Source organism: Microbacterium excoecariae (assembly GCF_011326725.1).
GTDB lineage: Bacteria > Actinomycetota > Actinomycetes > Actinomycetales > Microbacteriaceae > Microbacterium > Microbacterium excoecariae.
Map to the genome: position 1 here is coordinate 239,662 of NZ_JAANCO010000002.1, position 16,627 is coordinate 256,288.

16 protein-coding genes are annotated in these 16,627 nt (G+C 73.5%); 8 read left to right on the top strand and 8 right to left on the bottom strand.

Annotation, left to right across the window (positions count from 1 at the left end; genetic code table 11):
- Nucleotides 1-63: 63 nt before the first annotated feature.
- Together G8E01_RS12335 and G8E01_RS12340 are read left to right on the top strand one after the other, a co-directional pair.
- Nucleotides 64-930 (top strand): PPK2 family polyphosphate kinase, encoded by an 867-nt coding sequence (locus tag G8E01_RS12335; RefSeq protein ID WP_166320281.1) that lies wholly within the window; start codon nt 64-66, stop codon nt 928-930.
- Between the two features lie 9 nt (nt 931-939).
- Nucleotides 940-2,052: a glycerate kinase gene (locus G8E01_RS12340; RefSeq protein ID WP_166320283.1), complete on the top strand. Its 1,113-nt coding sequence runs from the start codon at nt 940-942 to the stop codon at nt 2,050-2,052.
- Between the two features lie 175 nt (nt 2,053-2,227).
- On the opposite strand, the gene G8E01_RS12345 is transcribed toward G8E01_RS12340, so the two are convergent.
- Entirely contained in the window at nt 2,228-3,490 is a 1,263-nt protein-coding gene (locus tag G8E01_RS12345) for an isochorismate synthase (protein WP_338100821.1), read from the bottom strand.
- 68 nt (nt 3,491-3,558) lie between these two features.
- Between G8E01_RS12345 and G8E01_RS12350 the strand changes: the two genes are divergently transcribed.
- From G8E01_RS12350 to G8E01_RS12365, 4 genes are read left to right on the top strand one after another with little or no spacing between them, the layout of a single operon-like run.
- A complete protein-coding gene (locus G8E01_RS12350) occupies nt 3,559-4,113 on the top strand; it encodes a DUF402 domain-containing protein (RefSeq protein ID WP_166320287.1) in 555 nt (184 codons plus the stop codon).
- 28 nt (nt 4,114-4,141) lie between these two features.
- Entirely contained in the window at nt 4,142-4,864 is a 723-nt protein-coding gene (locus G8E01_RS12355; RefSeq protein WP_166320289.1) for a demethylmenaquinone methyltransferase, read from the top strand.
- A gap of 43 nt (nt 4,865-4,907) precedes the next feature.
- The gene (locus G8E01_RS12360; protein ID WP_166320291.1) at nt 4,908-5,969 is read left to right on the top strand and encodes a polyprenyl synthetase family protein; all 1,062 of its coding nucleotides are present in this window, start codon (nt 4,908-4,910) and stop codon (nt 5,967-5,969) included.
- Nucleotides 5,970-6,007: 38 nt separating this feature from the next.
- Nucleotides 6,008-7,381, top strand: a complete 1,374-nt coding sequence (locus G8E01_RS12365; protein ID WP_166320293.1) for a ferredoxin--NADP reductase domain-containing protein — start codon at nt 6,008-6,010, stop codon at nt 7,379-7,381.
- Nucleotides 7,382-7,476: 95 nt separating this feature from the next.
- On the opposite strand, the gene G8E01_RS12370 is transcribed toward G8E01_RS12365, so the two are convergent.
- From G8E01_RS12370 to G8E01_RS12400, 7 genes are all read right to left on the bottom strand, one after another.
- Nucleotides 7,477-9,000 (bottom strand): DEAD/DEAH box helicase, encoded by a 1,524-nt coding sequence (locus G8E01_RS12370; protein ID WP_166320295.1) that lies wholly within the window; start codon nt 8,998-9,000, stop codon nt 7,477-7,479.
- 208 nt (nt 9,001-9,208) lie between these two features.
- The gene (locus G8E01_RS12375) at nt 9,209-10,027 is read right to left on the bottom strand and encodes a MurR/RpiR family transcriptional regulator (RefSeq protein WP_166320297.1); all 819 of its coding nucleotides are present in this window, start codon (nt 10,025-10,027) and stop codon (nt 9,209-9,211) included.
- Between the two features lie 19 nt (nt 10,028-10,046).
- Nucleotides 10,047-10,871, bottom strand: a complete 825-nt coding sequence (phnE, locus tag G8E01_RS12380; protein WP_166320299.1) for a phosphonate ABC transporter, permease protein PhnE — start codon at nt 10,869-10,871, stop codon at nt 10,047-10,049.
- On the bottom strand, nt 10,868-11,665 hold the full coding sequence (gene phnE / locus G8E01_RS12385) for a phosphonate ABC transporter, permease protein PhnE (RefSeq protein WP_338100822.1): 798 nt from the start codon (nt 11,663-11,665) through the stop codon (nt 10,868-10,870). Before phnE (G8E01_RS12385) ends, phnE (G8E01_RS12380) begins: the two co-directional genes overlap by 4 nt.
- Entirely contained in the window at nt 11,662-12,492 is an 831-nt protein-coding gene (gene phnC, locus G8E01_RS12390; RefSeq protein WP_166320301.1) for a phosphonate ABC transporter ATP-binding protein, read from the bottom strand. The genes phnE (G8E01_RS12385) and phnC overlap by 4 nt, the downstream gene beginning before the upstream one ends.
- Nucleotides 12,493-12,509: 17 nt before the next feature.
- Nucleotides 12,510-13,514 carry a PhnD/SsuA/transferrin family substrate-binding protein gene (locus tag G8E01_RS12395; protein WP_166320303.1) on the bottom strand — a complete coding sequence of 335 codons (1,005 nt, stop codon included), beginning with the start codon at nt 13,512-13,514 and terminating at the stop codon, nt 12,510-12,512.
- Nucleotides 13,515-13,519: 5 nt separating this feature from the next.
- Complete coding sequence (locus G8E01_RS12400) at nt 13,520-14,218, bottom strand: HAD family hydrolase (protein WP_338100823.1); 699 nt, start codon at nt 14,216-14,218, stop codon at nt 13,520-13,522.
- 133 nt (nt 14,219-14,351) lie between these two features.
- Between G8E01_RS12400 and G8E01_RS12405 the strand changes: the two genes are divergently transcribed.
- Nucleotides 14,352-15,632, top strand: a complete 1,281-nt coding sequence (locus G8E01_RS12405; RefSeq protein WP_166320304.1) for an MFS transporter — start codon at nt 14,352-14,354, stop codon at nt 15,630-15,632.
- Nucleotides 15,619-16,572: a LysR family transcriptional regulator gene (locus G8E01_RS12410; protein WP_166320306.1), complete on the top strand. Its 954-nt coding sequence runs from the start codon at nt 15,619-15,621 to the stop codon at nt 16,570-16,572. The genes G8E01_RS12405 and G8E01_RS12410 overlap by 14 nt, the downstream gene beginning before the upstream one ends.
- Nucleotides 16,573-16,627 lie beyond the last annotated feature (55 nt).

Genomic DNA, 16,627 nt, shown 5'->3' on the forward strand with positions numbered 1-16,627 from the left:
GCGCACCCACCGCCTGCCCGCGGCCGCGTTGTGCCGGGGGCGGGCGCCCGCTTGAATGGGCCCATGCCCGCGAAGAGCCAGGTGAAGTGGACGGCCGACGCCCGAACGAGCCTGCGGGCCGGCGCCGACGTGGTCCTCGCGAACGGGGACCCGCGGTCCACCCCCGGGTACGCCGGCGATAAGCGCGACGGCCAGGCCGACCTGCGCGCGGGCCTGCACCACCTCGCCGACCTGCAGGAGCGCCTCTACGCGGCGCGCACGGAGGGATCCGGCGACGGCGTGCTCCTCGTCCTCCAGGGCATGGACTCGGCCGGCAAGGGCGGGATCGTGCGCCACGTCGTGGGCGGGGTGGACCCGCAGGGCGTCGAGCTCGCGTCTTTCCAGGCCCCGACGGCCGAGGAGCGCGCCCACGACTTCCTCTGGCGGGTGGAGAAGCGCGTGCCGCGGCCGGGCTATATCGGGGTCTTCGATCGCTCGCACTACGAGGACGTGCTGGTCGGGCTCGTGCGCCAGCTCGCCCCGCCGGAGGAGATCGAGCGGCGCTACGGTGCGATCGTCGACTTCGAGCGGCGGCTCGCCGACCGCGGCACGCGGATCGTCAAGGTCTTCCTCCACCTCTCCTACGACGAGCAGGGCGAACGGCTCTCGGAGCGGCTCGAGCGGCCCGAGAAGTACTGGAAGTACGCGCCGAGCGACGTCGATGCCCGCCAGCGGTGGGCCCCCTACCAGGACGCGTACCAGGTGGCGATCCGCCGCACCTCGACCGACGTCGCCCCCTGGTACGTCGTGCCGGCCGACCGCAAGTGGTTCGCGCGGCTCGCGGTGCAGGCGCTCCTGCTCGAGACGCTGGAGGACATCGCCCCCACCTGGCCGCCGGCGCGCTTCGACGTCGCACACGAGAAGGCGCGGCTCGCCGAGACAATGGGATAGCGTTTTCCCATGCACCCGTCACGCCGCATCGTCGTCGCCCCCGACAGCTTCAAGGGATCCGTCACGGCCGCCGACGCCGCCGCCGCGATCGCCGCGGGGTGGGCCGCGGCCGCGCCGGGCGACGTCCTGACCCTCCGCCCCATGGCCGACGGGGGCGAGGGCACGCTCGACGCATTCGCCCAGGCGGTGCCGGGGGCGGAGCGGATCCCCGTGCGCGTGACGGGGCCGGCCGGATCCGCCGTGTCCGCCTCCTGGCTCCGGCTGCCCGCGACCGACGAGCATCCCGGCGGCACGGGCGTCGTGGAGCTCGCGGGCACGTCGGGCATCGAGCTGCTCGGGGACGCGCGCCGCCCGCTCGAGGCGTCGACGCTCGGATTCGGGCAGGCGATCGCGGCCGCCCTCGACGCCGGGGTGTCGCGGCTTGTCGTGGGCATCGGCTCGAGCGCCTCGACCGACGGCGGCGTGGGGCTCCTCACCGCGCTCGGCGCGCGCTTCCTCGCGGCCTCCGGTGCGCCGGTCGCGCCCGGCGCGGCGGGCCTGGCGGACATTGACCGGGCGCAGCTCGACGGCCTCCGCCCCCTCCCGGCGGGCGGGGTGACGGTCCTCAGCGACGTCACGAACCCGCTCACGGGGCCCTCGGGCGCGGCCGCCATCTTCGGGCCGCAGAAGGGCCTCGCGGGCGACGAGATCGCCGCGGCGGACGCGGCGCTCGGGCGCCTCGCGCGGATCCTCGGGGCCGAGGCCGTCGCGGCCGAGCCCGGCGCCGGCGCCGCGGGCGGGGCGGGTTTCGCGCTCCGGGTGTGGGGCGCGCGCCTCGTGCCGGGATCCGCCTGGATCGCCGACCTCACGGGCCTTGTCGACGCCATCGGATCCGCCGACCTCGTCATCACGGGGGAGGGGCGCTTCGACGGGCAGTCGGCCGCGGGCAAGGCGCCCGCCCACGTCGCCGAGCTCGCGCGCGCCGCGGGCGTGCCGACCCTCCTCATCGCGGGGGCGATCGACGGCGACACGGCGGGCTTTGCCGGATCCGCCTCCCTCACCGAGATCGCGGGCGGCGCCGCGGCCGCCATGGGCGATCCCGCCCGCTGGCTCCGCGCCGCCGCCGCCCGACTCGCCGGCTGATCCGTTCGTTCGCCCGCCCGGCGCCGCCGCCGCACCCACACAACGCAGTCAATACCCACCCCGGCCGACGAACTTCCGCGGATCCGGGCCCACCGCGCCGAAAGTTGACTGCGTTGTGTTGCCCGAAAGGGGCGGGGTGCCCCGCGGAGGTCGCCGCCAGCCCGACCCGACGGCGCTACGCCAGCGCGTCGACGATGGGGCGGAACTTCACGCGCGTCTCGAGCAGCTCCGCCTCGGGGACGGACCCGGCGACGATGCCGCCGCCCGCGTGCGCCGTCACGGACCGGGTCGGCCCGCCGTCCGGCACGGGCCCGAACTGCGCCCCGCGCAGCGCGATGGCCCACTCGCCGTCCCCGTCGCCGTCGATCCACCCGACGGGCCCCGCGTAGCGCCCGCGGTCGAACGGCTCGATGCGGCGGATCGCGGCGCGCGCGGCCGCGGTCGGTGTCCCCGCCACCGCCGCGGTCGGGTGCAGCGCCCGCACCATGTCGAGGGCGGAGGCGCCGCCCGACAGCTCGCCGCGCACGTCGGTCGCGAGGTGCCAGAGGTTCGGCAGCTCGAGGGTGAACGGATCCCGCGGCGCCTCGAGCGCCGAGGTGTGCGGCCCGAGCGCGGCCAGGACGCTCTCGACCGCGAACGCGTGCTCCGCGCGGTCCTTGGGGCTCGTGGACAGCTCGAACGGCACGGAGTCGTCCTCGGCCGGGTTGGCCCCGCGCGGCCGCGTGCCGGCGAGCACGCGCGCCGTGACGGATCCGTCCCGCACCGTCACGAGCGTCTCGGGGCTCGCCCCGACGACCCCGTCGACCGCGTAGGTCCACGTGTCGGGGTAGTCCGCCGCGAGCGCGCGCACGAGGCGGCGCAGGTCGGCGTGCGCGGGGATCGTCCCGACCAGGTCGCGCGCGACGACGACCTTCGACACCTCGCCCTCCTGGATCGCCGCGAGCGCGTCGCGGACGGCGCGCTCGTGCGCCTCGGGATCCATCCGGCCAGGCCCGAGCGTCGCGGACCAGGACGGCCCGAGCGGCTGGGGGAGCGGATCCGCCAGCTCGCCCGCGCGCCCGTCGATGCGGATCCGCGTGATCCAGGCGCGCCCCGCCCGTCGCCCGATGATCGTCGACGGCACGATGAGGGTGGACGGCGCGGCCGAGTCGTCGTCGAACGCGAGCGCCGCGAAGCCCACGAGGCCCGTGCCCGCGAGGCGCACCTCATCGTCGACGTCCGTGGCCTGGGAGATCGCGCGCCACAGGTCGGCGAGCGCCGCGATACGGCCGTCCTCGGCGACGTCGATGTGGAGCAGGTCCGGCCCCGCGGCGACCATGCCCTCGCCCCGGCGGGCCCACACGAGCGGATCCGCCCGGTCGGCGTACAGCAGCGTGTCCTCGGGGGCGATCTCGCGCGTCGTGGCGACGAGGCGGGGGAGCGAGAGCGGTTCGGTCACATCCCCGATCCTAGGGAGGAGCGGGTTCATTCCGCCTGGGAGCGGGCGCGGCGGCATATGGTCGAGGGATGACCACGCAGGCCCCTCCCGGAACCCGGCTCCACATCAACTGGCGCAAGTGGGACGGCGGGCCGCACTGGGTGCACGACGTGGTCTACCTCGGTCGCGACGAGTGGGGCGCGTGGTTCGGGCAGCGCCCGGGCTGGCGCAGCCACCGCCCCGGCCGCGACACGCTGCTGAAGGCGTCGTGCGTCATGCTGCTGCCGGATCCTGCGCCGGGCAGCGACCACGGCGCGGAGTGGCTGCTCACGGTCAACGCGCCGCCGCAGCGCACGCGCATCTACATCGACATCGCGTGGGACGTGCGGTGGGACGGGGCGGAGCCCACCGCGATCGACATGGACCTCGACGTCGTGCGCCGCACGGACGCGCGCGGCGTCTACATCGACGACGAGGACGAGTGGGAGGAGCACCGGGTCGAGTACGGCTACCCGCTGCATGTCGTCAACCGCCTCGAGAAGATCACCCCCGAGATCCGGGACCGCGTCATCGCCCGCGAGGCGCCCTTCAACGAGGAGACGACGCACCCGTGGTTCGAGGTCCTCGCGCAGCTGGATCTCTGAGGCAGCCGGCCGCCGTAGAATCCCAGACGTGACTTCCTCGCGCGCAGACCTCAGCAAGGATCCGCGGACCGTCAGCGGCATGTTCGACCAGGTCGCGAAGCGGTACGACCTGACGAACGTGGCGATGACCTTCGGGCTCGACGCCCTCTGGCGCCGCGCCACGACCGCCGCGGTCGCGCCGGAGCCGGGGGAGCGGATCCTGGACCTCGCCGCCGGCACGTGCCGCTCGTCGCTGTCCCTCGCCCGCTCGGGCGCGGAGGTCGTCGCGGCCGACTTCTCGCCCGGCATGCTCGCCGAGGGGCGCCGCCGCTACGGCGACGTGCGCGGCCTGAGCTTCGTCGAGGCCGACGCGACCGACCTGCCCTTCGGCGACGCGGAGTTCGACGCCGTGACGATGTCGTACGGCCTCCGCAACGTGAACGACCCCAAGCGCGCGCTCCGGGAGCTCCTCCGCGTGACGAAGCCCGGCGGGCGCGTCGTGATCAACGAGTTCTCGACCCCGCCGAACGCGGCCTTCCGTGCGCTGTACCGCTTCTACAACGACCGCGTGCTGCCGCGGGTCGCGCGCCTCGTGGGCTCCAACGGCGACGCGTACGACTACCTGAACGAGTCGATCCAGGCGTGGCCCGACCAGGCGACGCTCGCCGCGTGGATGCGCGAGGCGGGGTGGACGGGCGTCGAGCACCGCAACCTCACGGGCGGGATCGTCGCGCTGCACCGCGCGCGGAAGGCGGGCGACGCCGCCGCGTGACACGGGGCGTCACAGCACCCCGGGCCGCGGGTAGGCTGGTCGGGTGACTTCGAGCCCCGCAGCGACGGGCTCGCAACTGGCGAGCCGATTCGGTCTGAGCGACCGCGTATTCGTCGGGCCCCGCGCCCGGCGCCTCGCGGAGACCCTCGAAACGGGCCTCGAGGCGGTGGAGGCGGCGATCGCCGCCGAGCTCGGATCCGCAGATCCGCTCGTCGACGCCATGAGCCGCTACCTGTACGAGGCGGGCGGCAAGCGCGTGCGCCCCATGCTCGTGCTCCTCACGGCCGAGCTCGGGGACGGCATGACCGACGCCGTGCGCGATGCGGCCGTGGCCCTCGAGCTCATGCACATCGGCTCGCTCTACCACGACGACGTCATGGACGGCGCCGACCGCCGCCGCGGCGTCCCCGCCGCGCACAAGGTGTGGGACAACTCCACGGCGATCCTCGCGGGCGACCTCCTGCTCGCGCGCGCCAGTCGGGTCATGGGGCGCCACGGCGCCGACGCCGTCGACCTGCAGAGCGAGACGTTCGAGCGCCTCGTGATGGGCCAGCTCCACGAGACGGTCGGGCCCGCCGAGGGCGACGACCCCATCGACTTCTACATCCAGGTCCTCGCCGACAAGACCGGATCCCTCATCGCCGCCGCCGCGCAGGCCGGCGCCCACTTCTCGGGCGCCACGCGCGACCACCGCGAGGCGCTCAAGGTCTACGGCGAGAAGGTCGGCGTCGCGTTCCAGCTCGCCGACGACGTGATCGACCTCTCGGCAAGCCCCGGAGACACGGGCAAGGTGCCGGGCACCGACCTGCGCGCCGGCGTCGTGACGATGCCGTACCTGCTGCTCCAGGCGAGCACGGATCCGCGAGACCGCGACCTGACGCGCCGCATCGACGAGGGCGTGGAGCGGATCCGCGAGGGCGCGGATCCGGCGATCCTCGACGCCGAACTCGCCGAGCTGCGGGACCACGCCGTGACGGCCCGGACGCACGAGCTCGCGATGAGCTGGACGAACGAGGCGGTCGACGCCCTGTCCGACCTGCCGCGCGGCACGGTGCGCGAGGCGCTGACCCGCTTCGCGCGGCAGCTGGCCGATCGCTCGAGCTGACGCTCGAACCCGCCCCTGAAGAGAAAGTTCCGCACCACATGACCAAGCTTCGTCTTGCCATCGTCGGCGCCGGCCCCGCCGGAATCTACGCGGCCGACATCCTCCTCAAGACCGAGCGCAGCTTCGACGTGTCGATCGACCTGTTCGAGCACCTCCCCGCTCCCTACGGCCTCGTGCGCTACGGCGTCGCCCCCGACCACCCGCGCATCAAGGGCGTCGTGAACGCGCTGCGCGACGTGCTGGACCGCGGCGACATCCGGATCTTCGGCAACGTCCGCTTCGGCGAGGACATCACGCTGGACGACCTGAAGAAGCACTACCACGCGGTGATCTTCTCGACGGGCGCCGTGCGCGACGCGGAGCTCGACATCCCCGGCATCGATGCGGGCGAGTCCTACGGCGCGGCCGACTTCGTCAGCTGGTACGACGGGCACCCCGACGTGCCGCGCACGTGGCCGCTCACGGCCGCGCACGTCGGCATGATCGGCAACGGCAACGTCGCGCTCGACGCGGCGCGGGTCCTCGCCAAGCACGCCGACGACCTGCTGCCGACGGAGATCCCCGACAACGTCTACGAGATCCTCAAGGCCTCGCCCGTCACCGACGTGCACGTGTTCGGCCGCCGCGGGCCCGCGCAGGTGAAGTTCACGCCGCTCGAGCTGCGCGAGCTCGGCGAGCTGAACGACGTCGACATGGTCGTCTACGACGAGGACTTCGACTACGACGAGGCGTCGAAGGACGCGATCGCGACGAACAAGCAGGTCAAGGTCATCGACCGCGTGCTGCAGAAGTGGCGCGAGCTGCCGAGCGCGAACGGCGCGGGCGGCGAGGCGTCGCGCCGCCTCCACCTGCACTTCTGGGCCAAGCCCGTCGAGGTGAAAAAGGACGCCGACGGCAACGTCGCGTCGCTCGTCTACGAGCGCACAAAGGCCGACGGCGCTGGCGGCGTCGTGGGCACGGGCGAGATGCGGGAGATCCCGCTCGGCCAGCTCTACCGGGCGATCGGATACTTCGGATCCCCGCTGCCCGGCGTGCCGTTCGACGAGCGCCACGGCGTGATCCCGAACCACGAGGGCCAGGTGCTCGCCGAGGACTCGAACGACATCCTCCCGGGCGTCTACGCGACGGGCTGGATCAAGCGCGGCCCCGTGGGCCTCATCGGGCACACGAAGAGCGACGCCATGGAGACGGTCACGCACCTCGTAAACGACCAGGGCTCGTGGTGGCGGCCGGAGGATCCGTCGGAGGAGGCGATCGACCAGCTCCTCACCGAGCGGGGCGTGGCCTGGACCGACCTCGAGGGCTGGCACCGCCTCGACTCCCACGAGATGTCGCTCGGCGAGGCCGAGGGCCGCGAGCGCATCAAGGTCGTCCCCCGCGACGAGATGATCGCGGTCTCCCGGGGCGAGTAACCCCCTAAGTCCACAATTCTCCGGCAATTCTCCACGGTATACCGTGGAGAATTGCCGGAGAATTGTGGACTTGCGGCGCGGGAGCGCGGGCGGGGTTAGCGGGCGCTCGCGCGGCGGTGGCGGCGCTGGCCGCCCGCCGGGGCCGCGCCCTGGCGCTGGCCGGACTGGCCGGCGCCCGCGTGACCGCTGCCGGGGCGACCGCTGCCGCCCTGGCGCGCGCCGGAGCCCGACGCGCCCTGCGCTCCGCCGCCCTGGCCGCGTCCGCCGCCCTGGCCGCTGCGTCCGCCGCCCTGGCCGCGGCCGCCCTGGCCGTTCTCGGCGCCGCGGGCCTCGCGCGCGGCGCGCTTGCGCTGCGCGTTGGCGCCCTGCGAGCGGCCGCCGCCGGTCTGCCCCGCGGCGGGGGCGTTGCCGGATCCGGGCCCGCCCGCGACGGGCGCGACGTGCGCGGCGCGCTCGCCGACGAGCTCGACGACCTCGGGGCTCTCCGCCGTCACCACCCGGGGCTTCGCCTGGATGCCCGCGCGGCGCAGGAGCTGCTTCGCGTCGGCGCGCTGCGACGGCAGGAGGATCGTGACGACGTCGCCCGACGCGCCGGCGCGGGCCGTGCGGCCCGAGCGGTGCAGGTACGCCTTGTGGTCGGCGGGCGGATCCATGTGCACGACGAGGTCGATGCCGTCCACGTGCACGCCGCGCGCCGCGACGTCGGTCGCGACGAGCACCTTGACGCTGCCGTCGGCGAGCGCGGCGAGGTTCCGGTCGCGCGCGTTCTGCGAGAGGTTGCCCTGCAGGTCGACGGCCGGGATCCCCGACGCCGTCAGCTGCTTCGCGAGCCGCTTGGCCTGGTGCTTCGTGCGCGAGAAGAGGATCCGCTTCGAGGTGCCCGAGGCGAGCGCGCGGATGAGCGCGGTGCGCTCCTCCGCCGTCTCGACCTCGTAGACGTGGTGCGTCATGTCGGGCACGGGCGAGGAGGCCGAGTCGATCGAGTGGCTCACGGGATCCGACAGGAAGCGCTTCGCGAGCTTGTCGACGCCGTTGTCCAGCGTCGCGGAGAACAGCAGGCGCTGCCCGCCCGCGGGCGTCTGGGACAGCAGGCGCGTCACGCCCGGCAGGAACCCGAGGTCGGCCATGTGGTCGGCCTCGTCGAGCACCGTGATCGCGACGCGGGAGAGCGAGACGACCTTCTGGCCGATGAGGTCCTCGAGGCGGCCGGGGCAGGCCACGACGATGTCGACGCCGCGGCGGAACGCGGCCTCCTGCGGCTTCTGCGAGACGCCGCCGAACACGGTCGTGACGGTGAGGTTCGCGGCGGCCGCGAGCGGCGTGACGACGTTCGCGATCTGCGTCGCGAGCTCGCGCGTCGGCGCGAGCACGAGGGCGACGGGGGAGCCGGGGCGGCCCGTCAGCGACCCCGCCGCGAGGCGCGCCACGAGCGGGATCGCGAAGGCGAGGGTCTTGCCGGATCCGGTCTTGCCGCGGCCGAGGACGTCGCGGCCCGCGAGCGTCGAGGGCAGCGTCTCCTGCTGGATCGGGAAGGGGGTCGGGCGGCCCTCGGCGACGAGCGCGTCGCAGAGGAAGCCGGGAACGCCGAGGTCGGCGAAGGACGGGGAGGCAGATGTCATGAGTGTCTCTCGATGGGCACCGCGGATCCGCCTCCTGCGCGGGCGCGCGAAGGGGACGAGGGCGACGATGCGGGGGCGAAAGCGGCGGATGCCGAATCGTGTTCGCCACGGAAGATTGCGGGCCGAGCGAGGTGCTCAGGTCAGCCGCGACGACGGGCGCGGACGCGTCTCGCGCCCAAGGCCCGCATTCATCCTACCGGATGGGCCGCTACTCCCGGATCGCGGTGCCGAGCTCGGCGAGCACGGCGGCGCGCGCGGCCCGGCCCCGGTCGCCGCGGCGGGCCGTGACGGCATCCACGAGCGCCTCGGTCACGAGCATGAGCGCGGCGCGCGAGGTGTGCACGAGCTCGTCGCGGAACGAGTCGTTCACGGGCGGCACGATGAGCGCGGCGTCCGAGGCCTCGGCGACGGCGGATCGCGCGAACGAGGTGATGGCGAGGACCCGGGCGCCCGCCTCCCGCGCGCCCGCGAGCGCCAGGAGGGTCTGGTCGTTGGCGCCGGATCCGGAGATCACGAGGCAGACGTCGGCCCGCCCGAGCTGGCGCGCGGCGATGCGCTGCGCGAGGGCGTCGGGGAGGAGCTCGGCGGGCCGCCCCGCGGCGGTGAGACGCAGGACGACGTCGAGGCCGAGGGGCGAGGAGAGCCCGTTCGCGACGACGAGCACGCGGCCGGCCTCGTCGAGCGCCGAGACGACGGCCTCGAGCGACTCCTCCGTGACGCCCGAGACGGTGTGCACGACGCGCGCGGCGAAGCGGTCGACGCTCGCGCGCAGGCCGCCGAGGAGCGTGCCGTCGGAGGGGTCCGGATCCGGGGATCCGAGGGCCAGCTCGCGCGCGGCCGCGACCCGCAGCTGCGGGTAGCCGTCGTACCCGAGCGCCTGCGCGAGGCGGACGACGGTGGAGCGCCCGACGCCGACGTGGTCGGCGATCTCCTGCGCCGTGCGCTCGACCGTCCAGGCGAGGTCGCCCGCGATCGCCTCGGCGACGCGCAGCTCGCCCGCGTGCAGGGACGGGGCGAGCGCAGTCATGCGCGCGGTGGGCGGTGCGTCAGCGGATCCTTGCCAGGCCACGGGAGCGGGTCCCCTCCATGATGCGGCGGCGCAGGGCGCCGGAGACGGCGTCGACGAGCATGGTCGCGACGATGACGACGATGAGGAGCATCCCCACCGTGTCCCACTCACGATAGTTCGTGTAGTTCGCCAGCATGCTCCCGATGCCGCCCGCGCCGACGAGGCCGAGCACGGCCGACATGCGGATGTTGATCTCGAACCGGTACAGCGCGAAGGAAGCGATCGCGGGCAGCGCGGCGGGCCACAGCGCCCAGCGGATGATCGCGACCCGCCCGCCGCCGGCTGCGGCGACGGCCTCGGCAGCGTCGGCGCGCAGCGACTCGACGGTCTCGTAGACCCACTTGCCCTGCGTGCCGATGCCCGCGATCCCCAGGGCGAGCGCGCCCGTGAAGGGCGTGAGGCCCGTGACCGTGAGGAGGATCAGCGCGATGATGACCTCGGGGAACGCGCGGATCACGGCGAACAGCCCGCGCAGTCCCGCGCGGAGCCACGCAGGGCCGGTGCCGTGGGCGGCGAGCATGCCGAGGGGCACGGAGACGACGACGCAGAGCAGCGCGCCGAGCCACGCCATCGAGATCGAGCGCCACGTCTCGAACAGCGCGCGGGGCAGCTTCTCGAGGTTCGGCGGCGCGAACATCAGTTGCGCGTACTCCCACGCCGCGCCGGGCAGCGCGGCCAGCTCGGCCCAGTCGGCGTCGAGGCCCGCGGTGGCGGCGAGGATGAGGATCCCGGCGGCGCCGGCGGCGATCAGCTGGGGCGCGCGGGACGGCCGCGGCGGGAGCGCGAATCCGGGGGCGTTCACGCGAGCCTCCGGCGCAGGGCGTTCGAGCAGAACTCGATGGCGATGACGACGACGAGGATCTCGAGGATGATGATCGACACGTCGTCGTAGGCGTAGAAGCCGAAGCGCTCGTCGAGGAGGCGGCCGATGCCGCCCGCGCCCACGATGCCGAGGATGGCGGAGATGCGCACGTTCAGCTCGAGGGCGTAGAGCCACTGGTTGGCGAACAGAGGCAGCGTCTCGGGCAGCGCGAGGCGCCGGTTCGCCTGGCCCTGCGTGGCGCCCGCAGCGCGCGCGGCCTCGAGGTAGGGGTGCTCGGACGAGTCGATCGCCTCGGACACGAGCTTGACGACGATGCCGAGGTCGAAGAGGAACAGCGTCAGGATACCGGGGAGGGCGCCGACGCCCACGAGCGCGACGAGGATCGTGGCGTAGACGAGGTCCGGGACGGCGCGGACGACGTTGATGATCCCGCGGACGACGGCGCGGCCGGGCGCCGAGGGGTTCGTGGGCCGCGCGGCCCACAGGGTCAGCGGGACGGAGCAGATCGCGGCGGCGGCGGCGCCCACGAGCGCCATCTGCAGCGTCTCGAGCATGGGGCCGATCGTCCGCGGCAGGAACGCCCAGTCGGGCTGGAGGAAGCGCGCGAGATTCTCCGCGCCGTTGCGCCAGTTGCGCGCGATGGACGCGAGATCGAGCTCGACGCCGCCGATCGCGGACAGGCACGTGAGCACCGTGAACGCCGCGAGCGCCGCCGCGACGAGGGCGCGGCGCGGCCAGGTGCGCGGGCGGGGAGGGAGGGCGGGCGCCGTCACGCGGATCTCCCGAGGCGGTCCTGCGGCTGGATCCGCCGCCCGTAGATCTCCTCGAAGTCGGCGTCGGTGGCGTCCGCGGCCGGGCCGTCGTAGACGATCTCGCCGGCGCGCAGGCCGATCATGCGGGTCGTGTAGTCGCGCGCGAGGTCCATGAGGTGCAGGTTCGTGAGCACCGTGAGCCCGCGCTCGACGTTGATGCGCTCGAGCTCCGCCATGACGGCGTGCGCCGTGGGCGGATCCAGGCTCGCCACCGGCTCGTCCGCGAGCATGACGCTCGGCTGCTGCGAGAGGGCGCGCGCGATCGCGACGCGCTGCTTCTGGCCGCCCGACAGGGATCCGGCGCGCGTCCAGACCTTCTCGAGCATGCCGACGGCCTCCAGCGCCTCGAGCGCGATCCGGCGGTCCTCGGCCGAGGCGATCCCGAACAGCGCGCGGGCTGCCCCCTGGCGGGCGAAACGGCCGACGAGCGTGTTGCGGTAGACGTCGACGCGCTCGGCCAGATTGAAGCCCTGGAAGATCATCCCGACGTGGCCGCGCAGCTCGCGCAGGCGGCGGCCGGTGAGGCCCGTGACGGTGTGCGGGCCGACGCGAACGGATCCGCTCGTCGCGGGCACGAGGCCGTTGATCGTCCGGATGAGAGTGGATTTGCCGGATCCGGACAGCCCGACGACCGACACCATCTCGCCCGCGGGGATCTCGAGCGAGACCCCGCGCAGCGCGGCCGTGCCTCCCGGGTAGGTGACCGCGACGCGGTCGAGGGTGACGGGCCACGACGCGGAGGCCGGGGCAGCCCCGGCCTCCGCCGGCGCGGAATCGTTCGCGTTCACGCAGCGCTCTTTCGTGATTAGTTGGCGAACTGCTCGAGGATCTCGCCGTAGCGGGTGATCTCCTCGTCGGCGGTCTCGCTCGTCCAGTCCGAGAGTCCCACGAGGTCGAACATGACCGTGGCGGCCTCCTCGGACGAGTCGGCGTAGTCGTCCATCAGGGTCGTCAGCTCGGCGACGAGGTCGTCGGGGAGCGTGGACGAGGCGGCGACGCCGCCGTTCGGGATCATCTCGGTGTAGGCGAAGGCCACGGCCTTGTCCGCGATGTCCGGGACCTCCTCGGTCACGGTGGTGCGGGCGTCCCAGTAGGCGAAGCCGACTTCGGCGTCGCCGTTCGCGACCGCGAGGACGGCGTTGTTGTTGCCCTCGACGGGGACCTGCTCGATGTCGGCGTCGGTGTCGATGCCCTGCTCGCGCATCGCGACGACGGGGTACTGGTACCCGGCCGGCGAGGTGGCGGCCTGCAGGGCGACGGCGGCGCCGTCGACGTTCGCGAGTGCCTCGAGGCCGGCGGGGCCCTGGCCGGTCGCGGACGCGGCGGCCTCCTCCGTGCCGTTGCAGAACGACAGCTCGATGCCGCTGGCGTCGTAGGTCGCCATGACCGGCTCGTCCTCGCAGTACGTGTCGGGGTCGTTCGTGTACGCCACGGCGGCGTAGCTCGTTGCCCCGAAGCGCACGTCGCGGAGGATCAGCTCGGCGTCGTAGCGCTCGACGGCGTTGTAGAGCGAGCCGGCGTCGGTGATGACGACCTGCGCCTGGTCGGCGCCGAGCGCCTCGACCGTGGCGGTGTAGTCGTTCGCGACGACGCCCGTGACCTCGATGCCGAGGCCCTCGGAGAGGTAGGAGGTGAGCGGGTCGAGTGCCTCGGCGAGGTCCTCGCCCTCGACGGACGGGACGAGCGAGATCGTGATCTCCTCGGGCCACGCGCCGTCGGCGGCCTCGTCTCCGGAGCTGGCGGATCCGCAGCCCGCGAGGCCGAGGACGAGCGCCCCGGCGGCGACGGGTGTGAGCAGGGTCTTGCGCATGGGGGTCACCTTTCGGCAGGGGTCGCCGCGCCGGACGGCGCGGGGGTCTCGGGGGAGAGCGCCCAGGCGGCGATCTCGTCGGCGATGTCGCCGATACTCGGCCCGCGCATCGTCGCGGGGGCGGGGGAGGTGCGCCACGTGGCGCCGACGAGCGCCGTCGCGGCGCCCTCGGCGGCGGCGGGCGCGAGGTCGTTCTCGACGATATCGCCGACGGCGAGGACGGGGCCGTCCTTCAGTGCGCGCCGGATGATCGGCGTGAGGCCGGCGGGCTTGCCGACCTCGGCGAGGACCTCGTCGAACCGGCCCGCGAGCCCCCAGGCGGCCAGCACGCGGTCCAGGCCGTCGGCCGGGGCGTTCGTCGCGAGGATGACGCGGGTGTCCACGGGGAGGCGCCCCAGCAGGACGGCGAGCCCGGGCGCCGCCTCGACGGGGCACGCGTCCGTGCCGAGCGCGGCGCGGCTGCGGCGATAGGCGGCCTGCACCTCGGCCGCGGGGATGCCGCGGCGCTGAGCGAGCGTGCCGACGACGTCGTAGCCGTCGCGGAACCCGCCGGATCCGTCCTCCTCGAACGTGTCCAGCGCCTCGACGATCTCGGCCAGCAGCTCGGGGTCGGCGCACTCCGCGACCGCCCGGGCGTACGCCAGAACGGGGCCGGGGCCGACGGCGAGGGTGCCGTCGAAGTCGAAGACGATGGTCGATGTCACGCGTTCTCCTCGCGGTCGTGGACGATGCGTCCAGACTAGGGCGAGGTTGTGAACGAAATGGTCACGCGCAGGTGAATTTCTGGTGCCGCGATCGCGACACGCGTCGGAAACACAGGCTCGAGAAAATGTCGCCATGACTGCTCTCGTCGGGGTGTCCGAGCAGGGGCACCGCCGAATTCGCCGCGCCGCGTTCGCGGGCCACCTCGTCGAATGGTACGAATTCTCGATCTACGGCGTGCTGTCCGCCTACCTCGCCTCGGCCATATTCCCCGACCAGGATCCCGCCGCCGCACTCGCGCTGACGTGGGCAACGTTCTCTATTGCCTTTCTCGTGAGGCCCGTGGGAGGCGTCGTGCTCGCGAGGTTTTCCGACAGGCGCGGGCGTCGCAGCGCGCTCCTCGTGACGATCGTCATCATGAGCGCCGCGACGGTCGGTATCGGGCTGGTTCCGAACTTCGCGGCGATCGGTGTGCTGGCGCCCGTCCTGTTCGTCGCGTTGCGCATGGCGCAGGGCTTCGCGGTGGGAGGCGAGATGCCGAGCGCCGTGCCGTACTTCGGAGAGACGGTACGCGGCGGTGCGCGTCCGGCGCGCTCCTTGAGCGTCCTCGCGACGGGACCGTGGGTGGCGGCGCTGGCGGGGGCGCTCCTCGCGGGCGTTATCGCGCGTTTCGTGTCGCCCGAGCAGATGGTCGCGTGGGGGTGGCGGATCCCGTTCCTCCTGGCTCTCCCGCTGGGGATCGTGGCGATAGCCCTACGCGTTGTGGCCCCAGAAAGCGACGCGTCGCAGGCCGTTCGCCAGCGCGGGCCAAGCGCGCGGCCGCTGCGCGAGGCGCTCCGGATCGCGCCGCGGGCGATGGTGTGGCTCGCGGCCGTCTCGCTGGCGTTCAACGTGACGATCGCCATGTGCCTCGGCGGACTGACGAGCGAGGCCCTTCTCGCGGGGCTTCCGAACGAGGGATCCATCTGGGTCTCCGCGGCGGCGTACGTCGCGTTCATCGCGTTTATCCTTGCGGCCGGTCGCGCACTCGCTGACGTCCCGCCAGCCCGCGTGGTTCGATGGGGCGCCGTGGCACTCGCCGTGTTGGCGCTTCCCGCGATCGCGCTGGCGCGTACGGGGGTCCTCGCCGCCGTCATTGGCGGTGTGGTCCTCCTGGCGATCCCCGTCGCGCTCTTCGCGAACCCCGTGTACGTCGCGATGAGTCGTGCCTTCCCCGCGCGGGTGAGGGCGAGCGCGGGCGGGCTCGCGTTCAACCTCGCGACCGCCGTGAGCAGCCTCGTCGCGACCACGACGCTCGCCGCGAGGAATGTGCTCGGATTCGAGTACGGTCTCGTCGTGTGGGCCGCCATCGGCGTCGTGGGCGTTGTCGCGGTGAGACGGATCGACATCCAGGAGACTCGCGATGTGGACGGATGACCTCACGGCGCTCCGCAGTCTCATTGCGGTCGTCGATGCTGGTTCGATTGCGCAGGCCGCGCGCGACACCGGGTACAGCGCGACGGCGGTATCGCGGCACCTGACGCAGATCGAGAAGTCTCTCGGCATGACGCTGTTCGAGCGCACAGCGCGGTCGATACGCGCCTCGCCGATGGCGCGCATGACCGCCGACCGCGCCCGCCTCGTCGTCGAGGAGGCGGACTATCTGCGCCGTTCGATCGAGGCGCTCGCGCACGCGGACGACGGCATCGTGCGGTTCGCATACTTCCGTGCCGCGTCCGCGACGCTCATTCCGGGCGTACTCTCCGAGATCAAGCGCCGCAGCCCTGCCGTGACGGTGGCCCTGTCCGAATATGCGGTCGGCGAGGAGGTGGCGGACGCGCTGCGCCGCGGCGAGGCGGACATCGGGCTGGTGTGGGGGCATCCGGAGCCCGATGCCGACGGCCTCGCGGTCGAGCCGCTCCTTGCCGATGCGCTCCTCCTGCTCACTGCCCAGGACCGCGACGACCTGCACGAAAACCCCCGAGACTTCGCGCGCTTATCGCGCGAATCGTTCTCGTCGCACCCGACGAACACGGTGGGGTCCCCGCCCCTGGTCGACCAGCTCTTCCTCACGCGCGGGTTGCCCGCGCCGACGGTGACGCACTGGATCACGGACCACGCCGTCGCGAAGGCGTACGCCGCCGCCGGGATCGTCATCTCCATGATCCCGGCGCTCGGTATCTCGGATTCGGCGCCCGGCGTGCGCCGTTCGGTCGTGGTGGACGACTTCCGGCGCATCTTTCTCGCCACCGCGCGGGGCGCGGACTTCCCTCTCCGCGCTCTGGTGTCGGGCGCCGTGCACGACGCGGCCCGAGCGTTCAGGGGCCTCGGCGTGGCCTACGTCGGCTCGCGGGGTGAGGCGAGCGCGCCACGCTGAGCGTGCGCGATTGTCCGGCTGAGCATGCGCGCGGGAGGCCTGTCGTGTGGCTGTT

Excerpts from the sequence above, each read along its gene's own strand:
- G8E01_RS12335 (WP_166320281.1), top strand. The coding sequence starts at position 64 with ATGCCCGCGAAGAGCCAGGTGAAGTGGACGGCCGACGCCCGAACGAGC.
- G8E01_RS12340 (WP_166320283.1), top strand. The coding sequence starts at position 940 with ATGCACCCGTCACGCCGCATCGTCGTCGCCCCCGACAGCTTCAAGGGA.
- G8E01_RS12350 (WP_166320287.1), top strand. The coding sequence starts at position 3,559 with ATGACCACGCAGGCCCCTCCCGGAACCCGGCTCCACATCAACTGGCGC.
- G8E01_RS12365 (WP_166320293.1), top strand. The coding sequence starts at position 6,008 with ATGACCAAGCTTCGTCTTGCCATCGTCGGCGCCGGCCCCGCCGGAATC.
- G8E01_RS12370 (WP_166320295.1), bottom strand. The coding sequence starts at position 9,000 with ATGACATCTGCCTCCCCGTCCTTCGCCGACCTCGGCGTTCCCGGCTTC.
- G8E01_RS12375 (WP_166320297.1), bottom strand. The coding sequence starts at position 10,027 with ATGACTGCGCTCGCCCCGTCCCTGCACGCGGGCGAGCTGCGCGTCGCC.
- G8E01_RS12395 (WP_166320303.1), bottom strand. The coding sequence starts at position 13,514 with ATGCGCAAGACCCTGCTCACACCCGTCGCCGCCGGGGCGCTCGTCCTC.
- G8E01_RS12405 (WP_166320304.1), top strand. The coding sequence starts at position 14,352 with ATGACTGCTCTCGTCGGGGTGTCCGAGCAGGGGCACCGCCGAATTCGC.
- G8E01_RS12410 (WP_166320306.1), top strand. The coding sequence starts at position 15,619 with ATGTGGACGGATGACCTCACGGCGCTCCGCAGTCTCATTGCGGTCGTC.